Below are 17,056 nucleotides of genomic sequence, written 5' to 3' on the forward strand. Positions count from 1 at the left end.
CTGTTGAGCCTCCGTGTTTGACCAGGTTGTTCCAGGGGAGGGCGGTCTAGAGGAAAGGGGGACCCCTGGTGCGCGGATGGCTGGAGTCCTGGCCGGTGTACCGCCAGTTCCGTGGTGAGGATCGGTCCGGCCGGGGTGAGTCCGCCATGAGCCGTCGTACGGCCGAGCTCAGGCCGCGGGTCGGCACCGCCGATCGGGTGGTCAAGTCGGTCTGCCCGTACTGCGCCGTCGGCTGCGGGCAGGACGTCTTCGTCAAGGACGAGAAGGTCGTCCAGATCGAAGGGGATCCCGACTCGCCGGTCTCCCGTGGCCGCCTGTGCCCGAAGGGGTCGGCGAGTCTTCAGCTGACGACCGGGTCGGCGCGCCGGTACGACGTGCTGTACCGCAGGCCGTACGGCACGGAGTGGGAACGCCTGAGCCTCGACGAGGCGATGGACATGATCGCCGACCGGGTGATCGAGGCGCGTGAGCGGGGCTGGCAGTGGGAGGAGGACGGGGCCCGGGTCCGGCGGACCATGGGGTTCGCGAGCCTGGGCGGGGCGACGCTGGACAATGAGGAGAACTACCTCATCAAGAAGCTGTTCACCGCCCTGGGCGCGATCCAGATCGAGAACCAGGCCCGTATTTGACACTCCTCCACCGTCCCCGGTCTGGGGGCCAGTTTCGGACGCGGCGGCGCCACGACGTTCCAGCAGGACCTGGCGAACGCCGACTGCATCGTCATCCAGGGCTCGAACATGGCCGAGTGCCACCCGGTGGGGTTCCAGTGGGTGATGGAGGCCAAGGCGCGCGGTGCGACGGTGGTCCACGTCGATCCGCGGTTCACCCGGACGAGCGCGCTGGCGGACCTGCACGTTCCGCTGCGGGCGGGATCGGACATCGCGTTTCTCGGCGGGCTGGTCAACTACGTGCTGACGCACGAGAAGGACTTCCGGGAGTACGTGCTGGCCTACACCAACGCCGCGACCATCGTCGGTGAGGAGTTCCGCGACACCGAGGACCTCGACGGCGTCTTCTCCGGCCTGGACCAGGAGAACCGCAGCTACGACCCGATGACCTGGCAGTACGAGGGAGCCGTGGTGCAGGCCGCCTCCGGGGAACGGGACCAGGAGTACGAGGAGCGCACCGAGGCGGAGTCCACGATCCGTGAGGCCGCCCGGGGCGAGGCGCACGGGGCCGGTGGGGCCGGGGTGTCCGGGGAGATCCACACCGACGAGACGCTGACCCATCCGCGGTGTGTCTTCCAGATCCTCAAGCGGCACTACGCCCGCTACACGCCGGAGATGGTCGAGCAGGTGTGCGGCGTGCCGCAGGAGACGTTCCGGCGGGTGTGCGAGCTGGCCACCGAGAACTCGGGGCGGGAGCGCACGACGGCGTTCGCGTACGCGGTCGGCTGGACCCAGCACACGGTCGGGGCGCAGTACATCCGGACCGCCTCGATCCTGCAGTCGCTGCTCGGCAACATCGGCCGGCCGGGCGGCGGCATCCTCGCACTGCGCGGGCACGCGTCGATCCAGGGCTCCACCGACATCCCGACGCTGTTCAACCTGCTGCCCGGCTACATCCCGATGCCGCACGCGCACCAGAACGAGACGCTGGACGAATTCGTGCAGGCCGAGGGCGCGGAGAAAGGCTACTGGGGGAACCTGCGGTCCTACCTCGTCAGCCTGATGAAGGCCTGGTGGGGACCGGCGGCGACCGAGGACAACGACTACGCGTTCGGCTATCTGCCCCGCCTGACCGGCAGCCACAGCACGTACGAGACCGTCATGGCGCAGCTGGAGGGCACGTGCCACGGCTACTTCCTGATGGGGGAGAACCCGGCGGTGGGCTCGGCGAACGCGAAGATGCAGCGGCTGGGCATGGCGGCGCTGGACTGGCTGGTGGTGCGCGACTTCTCCCTGATCGAGAGCGCGACCTGGTGGAAGGACGGCCCGGAGATCGAGACCGGGGAGCTGCGGACCGAGGACATCGGCACCGAGGTGTTCTTCCTGCCCGCCGCCGCGCACACCGAGAAGTCGGGCAGCTTCACCAACACCCAGCGGCTGCTCCAGTGGCACCGGCAGGCGGTCGAGCCCCAGGGCGACGCCCGCAGCGACCTGTGGTTCACCTATCACCTCGGGCGCCGGATCCGCGCGAAACTGGCCGGTTCCGCCGACGAGATGAACCGTCCCCTCCTCGACCTCACCTGGGACTATCCCGTCCATGGCGCGATCGCCGAGCCGGACGCGGAGGCGGTGCTGGCCGAGATCAACGGCTCCGGGCCCGACGGCCGGCCGTTGAGCGCCTACACCGAGCTGACGGACGACGGCTCGACGAGCTGCGGGTGCTGGATCTACTGCGGGGTCTACGCCGACGGCGTGAACCAGGCCGACCGGCGCAAACCGCGTACCGAGCAGGACTGGGTGGCCAAGGAATGGGCCTGGGCGTGGCCGGCCAACCGCCGCATCCTGTACAACCGTGCCTCCGCCGACCCTGACGGCCGCCCGTGGAGCGAACGCAAGGCCTACGTGTGGTGGGACGGGCAGAAGTGGACCGGCCACGACGTCCCGGACTTCGAGCCGGGCAAGGCACCGGACTACCGGCCGGAAGAAGGCGCGAAGGGCCCGGACGCGCTGAGCGGCACCGACGCGTTCATCATGCAGGCGGACGGCAAGGCGTGGCTGTACGCCCCGGCGGGGCTCGTCGACGGGCCACTGCCGGCGCACTACGAGCCGCACGAGTCGCCGTTCACCAACCCGCTCTACTCCCAGCAGAGCAATCCGGTGCGCCAGGTCATCCGGCATCCGGAGAACCGCTACCAGCCGCCGGGGTCGGAGGTGTTCCCGTACGTGACGACGACGTACCGGCTCACCGAGCACCACACGGCGGGCGGAATGTCGCGGTGGCTGCCGTACCTGGCGGAGCTGCAACCGGAGTTCTTCTGCGAGATCTCGCCGGAACTGGCGGCCGAGCGTGGGCTGGAACACCTGGGCTGGGCGACCATCGTGACCGCGCGGACCGCCATCGAGGCGCGGGTCCTGGTCACCGAGCGTCTGACCCCGCTACGAGTGGGCGGCCGCACGCTGCACCAGGTCGGCCTGCCTTACCACTGGGGCCCGAACGGCCTGTCCACCGGCGACGCGGCGAACGAGCTGGCGCCCGTCGTCCTCGACCCGAACACCCACATTCAGGAGGTCAAGGCGATGGCCTGCGACATCCGGCCGGGCCGCAGGCCACGCGGCCCCGCACTCCTGGAGTTCGTCCGCGAGTACCGGCGGCGCGCCGGGATCACCGACGAGACCGGAATGGAGATGTGACGATGTCTCCTGCGCGAATGGGCTTCTTCACCGACACCTCGGTGTGCATCGGGTGCAAGGCGTGCGAGGTGGCGTGCAAGGAGTGGAACGCCATCCCCGAGGATGGTCTCAAGCTCACCGGGATGTCCTACGACAACACCGAGGGTCTCAGCGCCGACACCTGGCGCCACGTCGCCTTCATCGAACAGCGCAAACCCGTCGGATTGGCCGAACCGGGCGTCGACCACGCCGGGCCCGTACCGGACTCCGGGACGCCGCCCGCCGAGGCGCCCATGACGCCCACCACTCCGGGTCCGGGCGGCGAGCTGCGCTGGCTCATGGCCAGCGACGTGTGCAAGCACTGCACGCACGCCGGCTGCCTCGACGTCTGCCCGACCGGCGCCCTCTTCCGCACCGAGTACGGCACCGTCGTCGTCCAGGAGGACGTCTGCAACGGCTGCGGCTACTGCATCCCCGCCTGCCCGTACGGCGTCATCGACCAGCGCAAGGACGACGGCCGCGCCTGGAAGTGCACGCTCTGCTACGACCGCATCGGCGAGGGGCTGACACCCGCCTGCGCCAAGGCCTGCCCCACGGAGTCGATCCAGTACGGCCCGCTGGACGAGCTGCGGGCGCGGGCCGCCGAACGCATCACGCGGCTGCACGACGTCGGCGTCACGGACGCGCGGCTCTACGGCCACGACCCGGACGACGGCGTCGGGGGCGACGGCGCGTTCTTCCTGCTGCTCGACGAACCCGAGGTGTACGGGCTGCCCCCGGACCCGGTGGTCACGACCCGCGACCTGCCCTCCATGTGGCGTCACGCCGGAGCCGCCGCGCTGACCCTGCTGGGCGGCCTGGCCGCCGTGTTCGCCGCCCACGGCCGTACGGGAGGGAGACGATGAACGGTTCGGACGCGGGCGGGGAACTCCCGGCGCGTGAGGCGCTCGTCGGCAAGGGCCCGGGGCGCCGTAAGGGCCGCCGAGGGGGCCGCGGCGAGCGGGCCATGGTGCCGGACGCGACATTCACCTCCTACTACGGCAAGCCGATCATCAACGCGCCGGTGTGGGAGCCGCTGGACATCGCCGGCTACTTCTTCCTCGGCGGTCTGGCCGGCGCGGGTTCGGTGTTCGCCGCCGGCGCGCAGCTCACCGGCCGCCCGCGCACCGCGCGGGCCCTGAAGATCTCCTCGCTGGTGGCCATCTCGGGTTCTCTCGTGGCGCTGGTCCACGATCTGGGCCGTCCCGCCCGGTTCGCCAACATGCTCCGGGTGATCAAACCGACCTCGCCGATGAGCCTCGGTACCTGGCTGCTGACGGCCTATGGTCCGGCGGCGGGCGCCGCCGCGGTGCTGGACGTCACCGGGCTCTTCCCGCGTCTCGGGCGCGTCGCGACCGCGGGGGCCGCGACGCTGGGCCCGGCGGTCGCGGCGTACACGGCGGTCCTGGCCGCCGACACCGCCGTGCCCGCGTGGCACGAGGGGTACCGGGAGCTGCCCTTCGTGTTCGTCGGCTCGGCGGCGGCCGCGGCCTCGGGCATGGCCCTGATCGCCGCTCCGGCGGAGGAGAACGCTCCGGCCCGCAGCACGGCGGTCTTCGGCGCGGCGCTCGAGGTCGCCGCCGCCAAGCTGATGGAGCACCGCCTCGGCATGATCGGCGAGACGTACCGCCCGGGCCGGGCCGGGCGGCTGATGCGCGCGGCGACGGCGCTCTCGGCCGCCGGCGCCGCCGGGGCCGCGCTGCTCGGCGGGCGCAGCCGTACGGCGGCGGTCCTCGGCGGCGCGGCGCTGCTGACCGCGTCCGCCTGCACGAGGTTCGGCGTCTTCGCCGCCGGGATGCGGTCGGCCGAGGACCCGAAGTACACCGTCGTGCCCCAGCGCCGGCGTCTGGAGGCCGATGCGGGCTGACGGCGGGCTGGACCCATGGCGGCGGCAGCAGCGCTGAAGCCCGGTTCGCGATGCGCCGGATGCTGCCGGTGATGGGCCCTCACCCCGTTCGCGACCCGGCCGCGGCGCGAACGCGAGCTGCGGACTCCGTCGAACGGTTCACCAGGACGTACGCCGCCTGATCCCAGGCGCGGCGTCGTCCCGCTAAGCGGGTCGTCAACCGGCGAGGCCACTCGACAAAGTAGACGTCAGACGTCTTACTATTGCTACTCGACTCAAATAGTGGGCTTTCCCCCTGTGGCTGCCCCACCCCCCGGAGGTTCGAATGGCGAAGACGGCGAGCGGCTCACCGGCGCGCGGCCCGGCCGTCGAGGACGGTGGAACGCGCCGGTGGCGGGTGCCGCCGCTGCTCGGCGCGGCCCTGCTGATGGCGATCACCGCGGCGGGACCGGGGTTCATCACGCAGACGGCGACCTTCACGTCGGCCTACGGCGCCTCATTCGCCTGTGCGGTCGTGATCTCGCTGATCATCGACCTCGCCATCCAGACCAACATCTGGCGTGTGGTCGGCCTGTCCGGTATGCGCGCCCAGGACCTCGCCAACAAGGCGCTGCCGGGCTCCGGCCACGTGCTCACCGTCCTGATCGTGTTCGGCGGGCTGATCCTCAACCTCGGCAACATCTCCGGCGCCGGCCTCGGACTGCACGAACTCTTCGGGCTGAACGTGCGGATCGGCGTGGCGATCAGCGGCTGCCTGGCGATCGCCGTCTTCACCGCGAAGGCCATGAACGCCGCCGTGGACCGCGTGGTGGTCGTGCTCGGAGGCATCAAGATCGCGCTGATCATCGCGCTGGTCCTGGTCACCGCACCGCCCGTCGGCGAGGCCGCGGTGCGTACCGTCGCCCCGCACTCGCTGCCGTTCCTGCCGATCCTCACCCTCATCGGCGGCACCGTCGGCGGCTTCATCACCTACTCCGGCGCGCACCGCCTCATCGACGACGGCATCACCGGCGTCGGCAACCTGAAGCGGATCAACCGCGGCTCGCTCACCGGGGTCCTGGTCGCCTCGGTGCTGCGCATCGTGCTGTTCCTCGGCTTCCTGGGCGTGGTGTACGGCGGCGTGAAGCTCAGCAAGGCGGACCCGGCCGGATCGGCGTTCGGCCACGCGTTCGGCTCGGCCGGCGAGCGGCTGTTCGGCCTGGTCTTCTGGTGTGCGTCGATGACGAGCATGCTCGGCTGCTCCTACACCTCGATCTCGTTCCTGCAGTCGCTCGCGAAGCCGCTGAAACGCCGTTTCCACCAGGGCGTCATGGGATTCATGGCGATCACCACGGTGCTGTTCCTGGTCCTCGGCCAGGCCCCGGCCAAGCTCCTGGTCTTCGCGGGCGCGGTGAACGGCCTGATCCTGCCGATCGGCCTGGCCATCCTGCTGTGGGTCGCCATCCGGCGCCGCGACCTGATCGCCGGCGGCGCGTACCGCTACCCGGTCGCCCTGATCGCGCTGGGCGCGGCCGCCTGGATCTTCACCGTGTACGCGGGCGTGAACTCACTGTCGTCCCTCGGCGACATCTTCCACTGATGACTCCCACCGATGGGGCGCCGGGGGCTCGGTCGATCGGCGTACGGTCCACAGGGAGGCGGCGGCGGTGAGCATGCCCACGGTGACGACCGTCAGCAGCAGGCGGTAGTCCACGATGGACACCAGGGCGGCGCCGGCCGCGATGGAGATCGCCTGTGGGCCGCCGGCCAGGGTTTCGGCCGCGGTGGAGACCCGCCCGATCAGCGGACCGGGCGTACGTCGCTGCACCACGGTGGCGGATCCGACGACCAGCGTGGCCAGCCCGAGGCCGCCGACGACCGTGCCCGTGAGGATGGCGGCCGGCCACGGCAGGGCGCACAGGCCGTTGCCGAGCCCGACGGTCGCCATGCCGATCATGATCGCGGCCAGTTCGCCGACGCTCCCGATGAGCCGGGCGGCGAGCAGCCCTCCGCCGATGGCGCCGACGCCCTGCGCGGACGCGAGCACGCCGACGAACCCGGGCGGCCGGTGCAGTCCCTCGCCGACGACGGCGAACAGCACCGGCTCGTCGATGCCGATGACGAGGAAGCCGATGGCCGTCGCGACCGTCATGCGACGCAGCGCCGCGTCCGCCCTGATGTGGGTCAGACCCGCCGTCATCTCGCTCAGCCAGTGCCGGCCCGAACGCGCCGGCGGGTCCTCGTGCAGGCGGACGCGGGCGATGGCGACCGCCGCGACCAGGAACGTGACCGCGTCGATCGTGGCGACGGCCGTGCCGCCCGACACCGCGAAGAGCGCCGCGCCCGCGAGCGGGCCGCCCAGCCGAAGCCCTTCCTTGACCGTCTGCAGGACGCCGTTGGCGCCGGCCAGCAGATCCTCGGTGAGCAGTTCCTTCAACAGGCCGCCGAGCGCGGCGGCGATCGTCACCGACGAGGCGCCGTAGAGCGCGGCGACCGAGTAGATGATCCACACGTCGGCGGCGTCACGTACGGCTGACAGCGGGAGCAGCATCACCGCCGAGGCGATGTTGACGACCACGAGGAAGGGACGGTGCCGGAACCGGTCGACCAGCCGGCCGCCGAGCGGCGCCACGACGTACGGCATCGCCATGAAGAGGGTGACCAGGCCGGCCGCGCCGTTCGAGCCGGTGAGGCTCTTGACCCAGATGCCGAACACCAGCATCAACAGCGCGTCGCCGGCCATGCTCGCGACCAGACCGGCGAAGAGCAGGCGGAACGCCGGAAGTCTGAGCACGGCACGCATCAGTCGTCGGCGTACGGTGCCGCGGGCACGGCCCAGGCGAACATCCGGATCCGGCGGGCCCCGGGCGGCCGTTTCGCCGGGTCCCGGCGCTCCTCGCGGTGGCGGCCCACGATCGCGATGAGGGCCTGATTGAGCTCTCGCAGCTCGTCGAGGGTGAGCCAGTCGATGTTCTGTACCCAGTTCGCGGCGTCCTGCCATTCGGGCGGGTCGGTGCGTCGCCACGCCTGCCAGTCGCGCAGCCCGGCGAACTCCTGCTCCAGGTACTGCGTACTGAGCGCGTCACTGGCGGCGGCCACCTCACCGGACTCGCCGCTGTCGCCCCAGGACAACGGACGGGCCACCGGCCGCCACGGACGGTCCCGGCCCTTTCCGCCGCCGGCCTCTTCGACGAAGCCGTACTTGGCGAGCTGCCGCAGATGCCAGGAGCAGTTCGCCTGACTCTCCCCGATCATCTCGGCGAGTTCGGTGGCGGTCGCGGTACCCCGCTCGTACAGGGCCTGGCACAGCCGCATGCGCACGGGATGGGCGAGCGCGCGCAGCTCGGGCGCGTCGCGAAGCTTCCTCTCCGATCCGTCCATGCGAGGACGATAGCTTCAAAAGACTCTTTTCAAAGAGTCTTTTGTCGCAGCGAACGCGGAACGGCCGATGATGGCCATGCGGGGTGGAGCCAGCGGTGTTGGCGCGCTGGGCGGGCGGGACTGAGCAGCGCGAAGGGGAGTGCGCGGGTCGTCCGTGGCCGGGGGGCCCGGCGGGGATTCCGCAGTGGGCGGGAGCCATCAGCGTTCCTGGGCCGACAGGGCGATCCGGAAGCCGGTCCTGGCTCCCAGGGCGGCGCCGATGTCCGTGATGTGCTTCTGGATCGTCCGCCGGCTCAGCCCCATGACCCGGGCGATCGCCTCGTCCTTCATCCCGGGGGACGTTCGAATGGCGAAGACGGCGAGCGGCTCACCGGCGCGCGGCCCGGCCGTCGAGGACGGTGGAACGCGCCGGTGGCGGGTGCCGCCGCTGCTGGGCACGGCCCTGCTCATCGCGTAGGCGTAGCCGCCGGCCACGACCGGGGTGGTCAATGATCCAAGGTCGGATGTCACGTTGACCACCTGAGCGCCTGGCCTCGCCCGGCTGAGCTTTGGCGCTACGGCTTGCGTCACGATGGCCGGCCCGATGCTGTTGACGCGTATGACCTCGGCGATGGCGTCGGCAAGCAACGTGCCCTGGTCGGGGTGCCGGCACGTCGCGTGAACGGTGAATCCTCTGATCAGTAGTTGACGTATCAGTTCGAGCCCGATGCCTCGACCGGCTCCCGTCACGAGGGCGACGCGGCTGTCGGCCTCCTCTTGATCTGCGCGGGAAGCCACGGGAAGACACCCTCCGGGTCATAGGTCGCTTTGGCCTGGACCACACGTTCGAGATTGGCGCCGAAGTAGGCGCGTCCGGGATCGTCAAGGTCCGGATCCGGGAAGTTGGGATAAACCCGGCCGGTTCCCCAGGGGCGGACGGTCTGCCACGACTGAGTGAGCCAGTCTCCTGCGACCGGCCTGCGAGGCCCGCATGCGCTGGGATTGACGACGGCGGCGTGCTTGAGCAGGAAACGTTCGTCCCGGTGAACGAATGCGGTGGCGTCGGCAGGGACGCGCTTGTACGCGCCTCCCCACGGCGAGAAGTCGAGCTCGCGCGCCTCGCCGGGATGGCGGGTCGCGACGAGTCCGTCGACCAGCTCCTCGATCGCCTCTGCCGGGAGTGCCGTCTGGAAGAACTCGGACTTGCTGAACAGGTGGCCGTCGTCGTCGCCTGGCGCACGTTCGGCGAGGCGGCGTTTCGTATCCGGCCACGACATATCACGGCACCACCTCGTCTGCGGTGCGGCGCCGGTTCGGACGATGAAGGCATCGAGGAACTCATCGGTGGGCTCAGGCGCGAGCGCGGCCGCGGCTCCCAGGACGGTGACCCGTGGCGGCCGCCGTGGGTCCGCCGGCGCGTTGAGCAGCAAGCTCACGGCGAGTGGATCGGGCGCGTCGGGTGCCCAGGCCTGCCAGGCCTCGACGAGCCGGGCCGCGTGACGGTAGTCCCACGTGAGTTCGAAGGTGCTACAGCGTGGGGCGGAGACGGTGTCGAACACCAGCGTCGTGACAACGCCGAACTGGCCGGCTCCAGCGCCGCGCAGAGCCCAGAACAGTTCGCCGTCGTGCTGATCGTCGCACTCGACAGTATGGCCGTTCGCGAGGACGACCTGTGCCCGGACGAGACGGTCGCAGGTCAGCCCGTGGGCGCGTCCGAGGATGCCGAGCCCGCCGCCGAGTGTGAGTCCCGCGACCCCCACCGACGGTCCGCAGCCACCAGGAACAGTGCGGCCGCGCATGCGCAGGCTTCGGTAGAGGTCGCCGAGCTTCGTCCCGGCTCCGACAACCACCGAGTTCCCTGACATGGTTACGGTGTTCATGAGACCGAGATCGATGAGGAGACCGCTGGTCGAGGATCGCCCCGCGAAGTCGTGGCCGCCGCTGCGGACAGCAGTCGCGATCGAGAAGCGACGCGCGAACGAGACGGCCTCTGCCACGTCGGTCGCGGTCCGGCATCGCACCACTGCCTGTGGTCGAACATCGTGGAATCGCTCGAGGCCGGCTTTCGCGCTGACTCGTATGCGGCGGATTCAGGCAGCACGACATCGCCTGCGATAGCTTCGGCCAAGGCCTTCCAGTCGCCATCCGCCGGTGTCATCGCGTCAGTTCCCATCTGGCGCCCCCGAACGCGCAGCATCATCCTCGGTGAACTGATCGGCCTCCGGAATGGCGGCCAGGCCGGCTCGCGCCACCTCATCGTCCTCGGCTTCGCTCCCGCCACTGACGCCGATACCACCGACGATCGTCCCGTCCACCTTGAATGGGTAGCCGCCGCCGAAGAGCACAGCACCTCCCAGCACCCGATCCAGTGCAGTCGGTACCGTCAATCCGAGATATGCGTCATCTGCGATGATTGTTCGCCACAGCTTGGACGGCATGCCGTCCGAGGCACCAGTCGCGCCTTGCCCAAGGCGAGGTCGACTGTAGGGATATCTGCCGAGTCCATTCGGAACAGTGCTCTGGGCATCGTCGTCTCGTCCACGATGGCGATGGTGAAGTTATCGCCATGCAGCACCGCGGATCGCCGGGTCTTCGACGCCGATCACATGGGCGTCTAATACGCGTATAGCCGCTGCTACGTTACGTTCGCAATGCTGACGCCCATGATCGAGTCACAGTCGCAAAACGAGCTGGATGCGGTCGACTGGCAGCTCCTGGACGAGCCGCGACGCGACGCACGCCTGTACTCCAACGGGCGGTAGGTGGTCGGCCTCCGCAGGTCGACCACCCATCGCCTCCGAGGTCACATCATCCGTGTGAACAGCTCGGGATCGACCGAATCGCGATCAGTCACTTGACCGGGGCGCTCAGCGTGTGCGGAGCAAGATCACCCGGAGTGATCAGATTCCGCTGTACGGACTCCGCCGCCGAACGATCGTGTGCCGTGATCGTGGCGATGATCCACGGCAACTCGGGTGACACCTTGGTGAGGGCGTCTCGGTTGATCGCACCGTTCGGCCCCACCGAACAGACGTTCGGTATGAGGTTCCCGGAACCGTCCTTGAACGACGAGGCGTTCATTATGGCGGTCTGGATCCCGAACACCACGGGCTGCCACCGCCGCTGCTTGGTCGCCTTGTCCAGCACCTGCACTTTCAGAAACTCCGGCGAACCGGAATCGCCGAAACAGGCGCCGGACTTGCCGTCCTTGGACGGCACCAGGCACATCATGGTGTCCGGCTCCATGAGCTGGGTGCCCGACGGGCTCAGCAGATCGCAGACGTGATCGTCGACTCGCTTCATGGACAGTTCCTGCAGGTGCTGCGGTTTGGATTTCCAGCACGGGTCCGTTGAGTCACCGAGAAGGTCGTCGCAGGTGAGGCCCCAGCCCTGCAGAATTCCAGGCGTGGTCTTCGGTTGCTCGAACGCCGCCAACGGCAGCCATTGGGAGTGAGCCGGCTCTGCCAGCTGTACCAAGCCGCCGTCGTTGCCGAAGCGGGCGCCGGTGGGGTCCGAGGCCGGATCGCGGAACACCGCCCTGATGGGGATGGCTTCGCCGCCCTCGTTCCTGGAAAGCGAATTGAGCCGAGCCTGACCCGTCGTGTACGGAATACAGTGCCCCGCCGTGAGGACCCAGGTCGGGGCGATCAGCACGCCGCCACAATCGAAGTTGGCGGCGACCTCGGCGGCGCCGGAGGGTGGCGCACACGCCTTCGAGTGAGTCCGCTGCGGGAGCCTGCCCGTATCCACGCCATCGCAGGCTCGGCTTGAGGTGGCGTCCGAGAAGCTCTGCAACGAAGTCGCGTACGGAGTCGTCGCCGGAACACCGCCGACGATCGCCGACGCAGGTGTCGCCACGTCAAGAAGCAGCGCAGTGCCGGTGGCTACGGCGACCATTGCTGCTGAGAAACGTTTAATGAACACAAACGTCCTCTCATCGCTGTGAGGATTACCAGCCAGGACAAGACCCGCCACCTTGGCCGACGGCGCGGCAGATCTTCCACCAAAGTGGTATGTACACCTGCGTTTGTCGTGCACTTCACTTGCCTTGATATGTCCTTGGTTCAATCGGTGAAGGGAGCCGTGAGTGAACGAGTTCGACCTCGATCTCAAAGTCACGAAGGCGGCCGGAGTGGGCTGGGGTGCCTTCTTTGGCGGAAGCGATCCCGCGAAAGGGCCGCGCCAAATCCAAAGCCCCACGACCGAGTGGACGCTCAACCGCTTTTGACGGCCTGATACCTAGAGCCGCTGTCAAAGCGACGCGGCCACAAAGCCTGATCGCGCCGTTGAGATCGCCGAGCGGCTTCGCGCTCCGCGGCGCATCACCACGCTTGCCGGAGCGCCGCGAACGTCATCCGCTGCTTCGGTAGCAGGCATCGGCCATGGCCTCCGCTGGACCTTTCCGACGAGCATCCCGGGGGAGGCGCCGGGCAGCCCGAGCACGCTGATCAGGCCGCACCAGCCGATGGTGCTCATGTGCGGGCGCCGCTCGCCGTCGATGGTCACCGCGCGGGTGCCGATGTCGCCGGCGGCCGCCCCGCTCGTCACCGACGTCCTTCGTGCAGTACCGCGACGGTGACCAGCTGTCCGGCGCCGTCGAGGGCTTCACGGTGTCCGGCGGCCGGGGCGCTCGTCGGCGCCGGCGAGTTCAGCTCGGCCGATGGGACCCAGTCGTACCGGCTGGACCGCTCCTCGACGACGCCGGACGCGCTCAAGGACGGCACCCTGTCTCCGGCAAGTCCAGTCCGCAGGTCGACGTGCGGAACGCCGGCACCGGCGCGACGGTGAAGGTGACCGAGACGCAGTCGCTGTCCGGCGGGAACGGCTACATCGTGGTCGGCGCGGCCCAGGGCTTCCAGAACACCTTCCCGGTCAGTTCGTGGCTCGGCATTGAACAGAAGACGCTCGCGCAGGAGGCCACCGCGACCACCGACACCTGACCTACTCGACCATCGCCGGATCCAACGTCGAGTTCACCTCCCGGCAGGGTCTGTACCTCGACCCGGCCACCCGGAGCGGCTGGGTCGTCAACGCCTGGGGAACCGGTCCGGAACGCTTCACCTACTGATGGCGTGCTCGTTGGCCCCGCCGGCGTCCTCGGGGACGTCGGCGGGGCCCGCGTCGTCGAACATCGCGTCGATGTCCCGGCCGTAGCGCCGGATGAAGAAGGGCAGGAGTACCCAGGCCGGCCGGGCCAGGAGAGGCACCAGCCGGCGGCGGACCCGGCCGCCGGTGAGCTCGTCGACGACACGCTGTTCGAGCGGCAGGTCGAAGTAGTTCCTGGCCGCGACGCGTTTGCGGACGGTGCCGGCTCGGCGGCGCACGAGGGGCGCGACCGTGTCGTCGCGGGACACGGCGTCGAGGATGCCGAGGGCCCGCCGATCGCCCAGGCGCGCCAGGTATCGGGCGGCCTGGAGCTTGCTGTAGCCGGGGAGCGGCGCCTCCTGGACGGTCTTGCGGCGGGTGGCCGCCACCAGGATCGAGACGCCGCGGTTCTCGCCCAGGCGGGCGAGGCCGAACGCCGCCCGCATCCGGACGAACGGCGGGAGGTCCTCGTCGCGCGCCATGGCGAGCAGGACGGAGACCGCGCGGCGATCGTCGAGCTTCACCCCGAGCAGCCTCGCGGCCAGCGCCCGGTGGGTGTTGTCGATCGTCGGGTCGGTGGCCAGGCCGTGCAGGACCTCTCCGGCGTCGGGGTGACCGAGATCGGCGAGGGCGCCCGCGCTGTGCACTCTCGTGAAGGGGAGCAGGTAGGTGTCACGCGTCATCGCCATGAGCAGCGGGACGCCCCGTGGGTCACCGCGCTCCGCGAGCCGCAGCGCGATGAACCCTCGGGGCAACTCGCTGCCGAAGCAGCGGATGGCGTCGCTGAACCGCCACTCGTCGTCGACGGTCTTCCGCCCTCGCGGCCCGAGACCGTCCGGTTCCGCGTACATGTCGGCCAGGGCGTCGGACGCCCCGTCCCCGCCGAGCTCGGCCAGGGCGGCCGCGGCCCTCGCCCGATGCATGAGCGAGTACGCCCGCTTGCGGCGGACCAGCCTTCTCAGGTTGCGTGACGCCTCATGGACGGTGCGGGGCGGAAGCGCGGTACCGAGCCGCGCCAGGTCCGCGATGAACTCGCACCCCTGGAGGGATCTGCCGGTCGCCAGGTGGTTCAGCGTCCTGACGGCCGAACGCGGGGTCTCCCGTGCGTCGAGGAGGAAGCCCAGATAGGACGCTTCGGGCGCGGCGGCCGGCACCGACAGGTAACCGGTGGCGCGGATCCGCCGCTGCACGGCGGCGAGCTCCTCCCGGAGCGCGGCGGCGTGCGCGGCCTCGTCCTTCGCGACGTGCCGCGCCGCCAGGAACTCCACCAGCGTGCGATGGGAGAAACGGAGATCGTCGCCGACGAGCAGGCCGGTGCGGCGTACGGCGTCGCGTACGAAGTCGTCCCAGACGGCCTCGGCCACCGGCTCGGGCCGGACCAGGGCGGCGCCGACGAACCGTGCCGCGTTCACGTCGTCGGCCCTGTTCTGCCGGACCGCGAGTTCTTCGACGACGTCCGGGATCCGGGCGACGGCGGTTTCGGCGGCCCTCAGCACCTCCGGCCCGTAGCGCTCCAGGGCGGCCCGGGTCTGGGCATGGATTCCGCCGGGACCCCGCGCGTGGAAGCGTTCGGAGAGCAGTTCGACGAACCGGGCGAAGACGCCGCTCCGTCCGGTGGGGAGCGGAGCCGAGGAGTCGGACACGTGGAGCCCGAGGAGCATGGTCGCCATGAGCGGGGTGCGTGCGAGGCCACGCACGCCGGCCCGGTCGAGCGCCGTGGTGAACGAACGGGCGGCCGCCGCCGGATCGGCCGCGCCGGTCGCGCCGAGCCATCGCTCGCAGAACTCGTCGAGCTGGTCCGCGCCGAGCGGCCGCAGTTCGTAGCGCCGGACACGGTCACCCGCGACGTCGAGCTCGTGGTCGGGCAGGGGCCGGGTGCAGACCACGAAACGACGGGCCGGTGACGAGGCCGACGCCAGCGTGCGGAGCACGCGCCGCCGGGTCTCGGGGTCGACGATCTCGTCGAGGCCGTCGACGAGGATCAGCCAACGCCCGCCGGGGCGAGGCGGGTCCTGGAAGAAGTCACCGGCCAGCGGCGCCGTCAGGCCGAACGGGGCGAGGTCGCGCGCGACCGCCGCCGCGAGGGCGGATGGCAGCGGCGCCGGCCCGGCGAGGTCGGCGGCCTGGACCAGCACCGGGACCTCGCCGTCCGGATGGCCGTGCCGCCACCGGGAGACGCCCTCGACCAGCAGCATGCGGAGCATGCACGACTTGCCGCCGCCGGGCCCGGCCACGACGACGGTGTCGCCGTCGAGATCCAGCAGGGAACCGGCGAGTGACCCGTCGGAGCCGTCCCGCAGGCCGTACGGGCGCAGGTCCTGTGGCAGGTAGACCTCGCGGAGACCGGGCGCGACCGGACCGGGCCGCGGGTGTTCGTCGGCCGCGCGTACGCCGGCGGCGAGGTAGGCGTTCAGGCTCAGGACGTGCGGCGTGATCGTGGTCAGGCGGGCGCGTTCGAGCGGCAGGCCGATGAGGTTGTGCAGGCGCTTCAGCCGCTTGTACTCCAGTTCGGTGTACCAGCGGTCCACGCGGCTGCCGGTCAGCGTGTTCAGGGCGTCGCCGAGACGGTGTTCGCTCACGACGCCGACCAGGTGGCCGACCGACCAGATGGCCGCGCCGGACATGCCCTCCCACGGCGACCTCCGCGGGTTCGGGTCGCGGGCGGGCGGATCGACGATGATCTCCAGGCCGCCTTCGCGCCGCCACGACGCGGGGTGGGCCGTACCGCGGGCATGGCGGGTGTCCCGGAACCTGCCGTCGGAGTCCTTGTGCGAGCGGAGCCGGAACCGCGGGAACCCGACGGCCTCGACCGGCGACGGTTCCGGGATCCGTCCGTAGCGGACGGGTTCCACCTCCTGCCCCGTGTCGAGGCGGATCACCGCCACGTCGACGGCCTCCTCGTGGAAGACCACCTGACCGGGCTCGAGCCGGGTCGTCCCGTCGTCGGCGACGAACCGTACGCGGACCCGGGCGTCGGGCGCGACGACGTGGGCGGCCGTCAGCACCATCCGCCGGCAGACGAGGTAGCCCGAGCCGCGAACGCCTGGATCTTCGGCTTCTCCGGCGACGATCTGCGCCACGCGGTCGACGTCGAGTCCGGGCATCCCGCCGGGTCAGTCCTCTCCGTCTTCGGCCGCACCGGACACCCGTGGAGTGATCCGGCCGTCGCCGGTCTGGAGAGTCGGAGTGAGCGTGAGCTTCAGCCGCTGCGTGGAGATGTTCTTGTCGCTCAGGTCGGCGCCCAGGTCGACGACCCAGAAGCGGACCTTGCCGTGAACGCCGTCGGTCTGCTCGACGCTCACGCTGAGCTCCAGCTCGATCGAGCCGACCTCGAACTGGAGCGGCTCGTCCTCGCCTCCGTCGATCGCCCGATACAACTCATCGCGCAGATCCTTGACGACGTCGGCCAGCTCGATCACATTCATCTCCCGCCGTTGTTCTCGCCAGCATGCCATAGGAACAGGCCCAT

At 70.3% G+C, this 17,056-nt stretch carries 15 protein-coding genes and 1 pseudogene; 6 read left to right on the plus strand and 10 right to left on the minus strand.

Translation table 11 applies throughout. The features are described from left to right. Positions 1 to 65: 65 nt before the first annotated feature. From fdh to ACQEV1_RS08160, 4 genes are all read left to right on the plus strand, one after another. The gene (fdh, locus tag ACQEV1_RS08145; RefSeq protein ID WP_433405857.1) at positions 66 to 3,299 is read left to right on the plus strand and encodes a formate dehydrogenase; all 3,234 of its coding nucleotides are present in this window, start codon (positions 66 to 68) and stop codon (positions 3,297 to 3,299) included. Between the two features lie 2 nt (positions 3,300 to 3,301). Then, positions 3,302 to 4,183 (plus strand): 4Fe-4S dicluster domain-containing protein, encoded by an 882-nt coding sequence (locus tag ACQEV1_RS08150; protein WP_433392721.1) that lies wholly within the window; start codon positions 3,302 to 3,304, stop codon positions 4,181 to 4,183. After that, positions 4,180 to 5,184, plus strand: coding sequence for an NrfD/PsrC family molybdoenzyme membrane anchor subunit (nrfD, locus tag ACQEV1_RS08155; protein ID WP_433392723.1), 1,005 nt, complete (start codon positions 4,180 to 4,182; stop codon positions 5,182 to 5,184). The genes ACQEV1_RS08150 and nrfD overlap by 4 nt, the downstream gene beginning before the upstream one ends. Positions 5,185 to 5,488: 304 nt before the next feature. Continuing rightward, positions 5,489 to 6,742: an NRAMP family divalent metal transporter gene (locus ACQEV1_RS08160; protein ID WP_285567522.1), complete on the plus strand. Its 1,254-nt coding sequence runs from the start codon at positions 5,489 to 5,491 to the stop codon at positions 6,740 to 6,742. Here ACQEV1_RS08160 and ACQEV1_RS08165 read toward each other — a convergent pair. The 6 genes and pseudogenes from ACQEV1_RS08165 to ACQEV1_RS08190 all read right to left on the minus strand — a co-directional run bounded on the left by ACQEV1_RS08165 (position 6,710) and on the right by ACQEV1_RS08190 (position 12,426). After that, positions 6,710 to 7,936 (minus strand): MFS transporter, encoded by a 1,227-nt coding sequence (locus ACQEV1_RS08165; protein WP_433392725.1) that lies wholly within the window; start codon positions 7,934 to 7,936, stop codon positions 6,710 to 6,712. The two genes, ACQEV1_RS08160 and ACQEV1_RS08165, sit on opposite strands and share 33 nt — an antisense overlap. A gap of 8 nt (positions 7,937 to 7,944) precedes the next feature. After that, a complete protein-coding gene (locus ACQEV1_RS08170; protein WP_433392727.1) occupies positions 7,945 to 8,523 on the minus strand; it encodes a winged helix-turn-helix domain-containing protein in 579 nt (192 codons plus the stop codon). A gap of 198 nt (positions 8,524 to 8,721) precedes the next feature. Next, a complete protein-coding gene (locus ACQEV1_RS08175) occupies positions 8,722 to 9,033 on the minus strand; it encodes a hypothetical protein (protein WP_433392729.1) in 312 nt (103 codons plus the stop codon). A 215-nt stretch (positions 9,034 to 9,248) separates the two neighbouring features. Continuing rightward, the gene (locus ACQEV1_RS08180) at positions 9,249 to 10,526 is read right to left on the minus strand and encodes an FAD-binding oxidoreductase (RefSeq protein WP_433392731.1); all 1,278 of its coding nucleotides are present in this window, start codon (positions 10,524 to 10,526) and stop codon (positions 9,249 to 9,251) included. 138 nt (positions 10,527 to 10,664) lie between these two features. Then, a pseudogene (locus ACQEV1_RS08185) lies at positions 10,665 to 11,077 on the minus strand (heme-binding protein). A 275-nt stretch (positions 11,078 to 11,352) separates the two neighbouring features. Next, a complete protein-coding gene (locus ACQEV1_RS08190) occupies positions 11,353 to 12,426 on the minus strand; it encodes a S1 family peptidase (RefSeq protein ID WP_433392733.1) in 1,074 nt (357 codons plus the stop codon). 163 nt (positions 12,427 to 12,589) lie between these two features. Here ACQEV1_RS08190 and ACQEV1_RS08195 point away from each other — a divergent pair, with 163 nt between their 5' ends. Next, positions 12,590 to 12,730 (plus strand): hypothetical protein, encoded by a 141-nt coding sequence (locus tag ACQEV1_RS08195; protein WP_433392735.1) that lies wholly within the window; start codon positions 12,590 to 12,592, stop codon positions 12,728 to 12,730. Between the two features lie 23 nt (positions 12,731 to 12,753). On the opposite strand, the gene ACQEV1_RS08200 is transcribed toward ACQEV1_RS08195, so the two are convergent. Together ACQEV1_RS08200 and ACQEV1_RS08205 are read right to left on the minus strand one after the other, a co-directional pair. Further along, positions 12,754 to 13,050 carry a hypothetical protein gene (locus tag ACQEV1_RS08200; RefSeq protein ID WP_433392737.1) on the minus strand — a complete coding sequence of 99 codons (297 nt, stop codon included), beginning with the start codon at positions 13,048 to 13,050 and terminating at the stop codon, positions 12,754 to 12,756. After that, positions 13,047 to 13,217 carry a hypothetical protein gene (locus ACQEV1_RS08205; RefSeq protein ID WP_433392739.1) on the minus strand — a complete coding sequence of 57 codons (171 nt, stop codon included), beginning with the start codon at positions 13,215 to 13,217 and terminating at the stop codon, positions 13,047 to 13,049. Before ACQEV1_RS08205 ends, ACQEV1_RS08200 begins: the two co-directional genes overlap by 4 nt. Positions 13,218 to 13,259: 42 nt before the next feature. Here ACQEV1_RS08205 and ACQEV1_RS08210 point away from each other — a divergent pair, with 42 nt between their 5' ends. Further along, the gene (locus tag ACQEV1_RS08210) at positions 13,260 to 13,442 is read left to right on the plus strand and encodes a hypothetical protein (protein ID WP_433392741.1); all 183 of its coding nucleotides are present in this window, start codon (positions 13,260 to 13,262) and stop codon (positions 13,440 to 13,442) included. Positions 13,443 to 13,559: 117 nt separating this feature from the next. Here ACQEV1_RS08210 and ACQEV1_RS08215 read toward each other — a convergent pair whose 3' ends face one another. Both ACQEV1_RS08215 and ACQEV1_RS08220 read right to left on the minus strand, forming a co-directional pair. After that, positions 13,560 to 16,691: a HEAT repeat domain-containing protein gene (locus tag ACQEV1_RS08215; RefSeq protein WP_433392743.1), complete on the minus strand. Its 3,132-nt coding sequence runs from the start codon at positions 16,689 to 16,691 to the stop codon at positions 13,560 to 13,562. 9 nt (positions 16,692 to 16,700) lie between these two features. Beyond that, positions 16,701 to 17,006 carry a trypco2 family protein gene (locus ACQEV1_RS08220; protein WP_285621527.1) on the minus strand — a complete coding sequence of 102 codons (306 nt, stop codon included), beginning with the start codon at positions 17,004 to 17,006 and terminating at the stop codon, positions 16,701 to 16,703. Positions 17,007 to 17,056 lie beyond the last annotated feature (50 nt).

This window comes from Actinoallomurus sp. CA-142502, from assembly GCF_050936355.1.
Lineage (GTDB): Bacteria > Actinomycetota > Actinomycetes > Streptosporangiales > Streptosporangiaceae > Actinoallomurus > Actinoallomurus iriomotensis.

Coding starts and splice junctions, on each gene's coding strand:
- ACQEV1_RS08150 (WP_433392721.1), top strand. CDS start 3,302: ATGTCTCCTGCGCGAATGGGCTTCTTCACCGACACCTCGGTGTGCATC.
- nrfD (WP_433392723.1), top strand. CDS start 4,180: ATGAACGGTTCGGACGCGGGCGGGGAACTCCCGGCGCGTGAGGCGCTC.
- ACQEV1_RS08160 (WP_285567522.1), top strand. CDS start 5,489: ATGGCGAAGACGGCGAGCGGCTCACCGGCGCGCGGCCCGGCCGTCGAG.
- ACQEV1_RS08170 (WP_433392727.1), bottom strand. CDS start 8,523: ATGGACGGATCGGAGAGGAAGCTTCGCGACGCGCCCGAGCTGCGCGCG.
- ACQEV1_RS08215 (WP_433392743.1), bottom strand. CDS start 16,691: ATGCCCGGACTCGACGTCGACCGCGTGGCGCAGATCGTCGCCGGAGAA.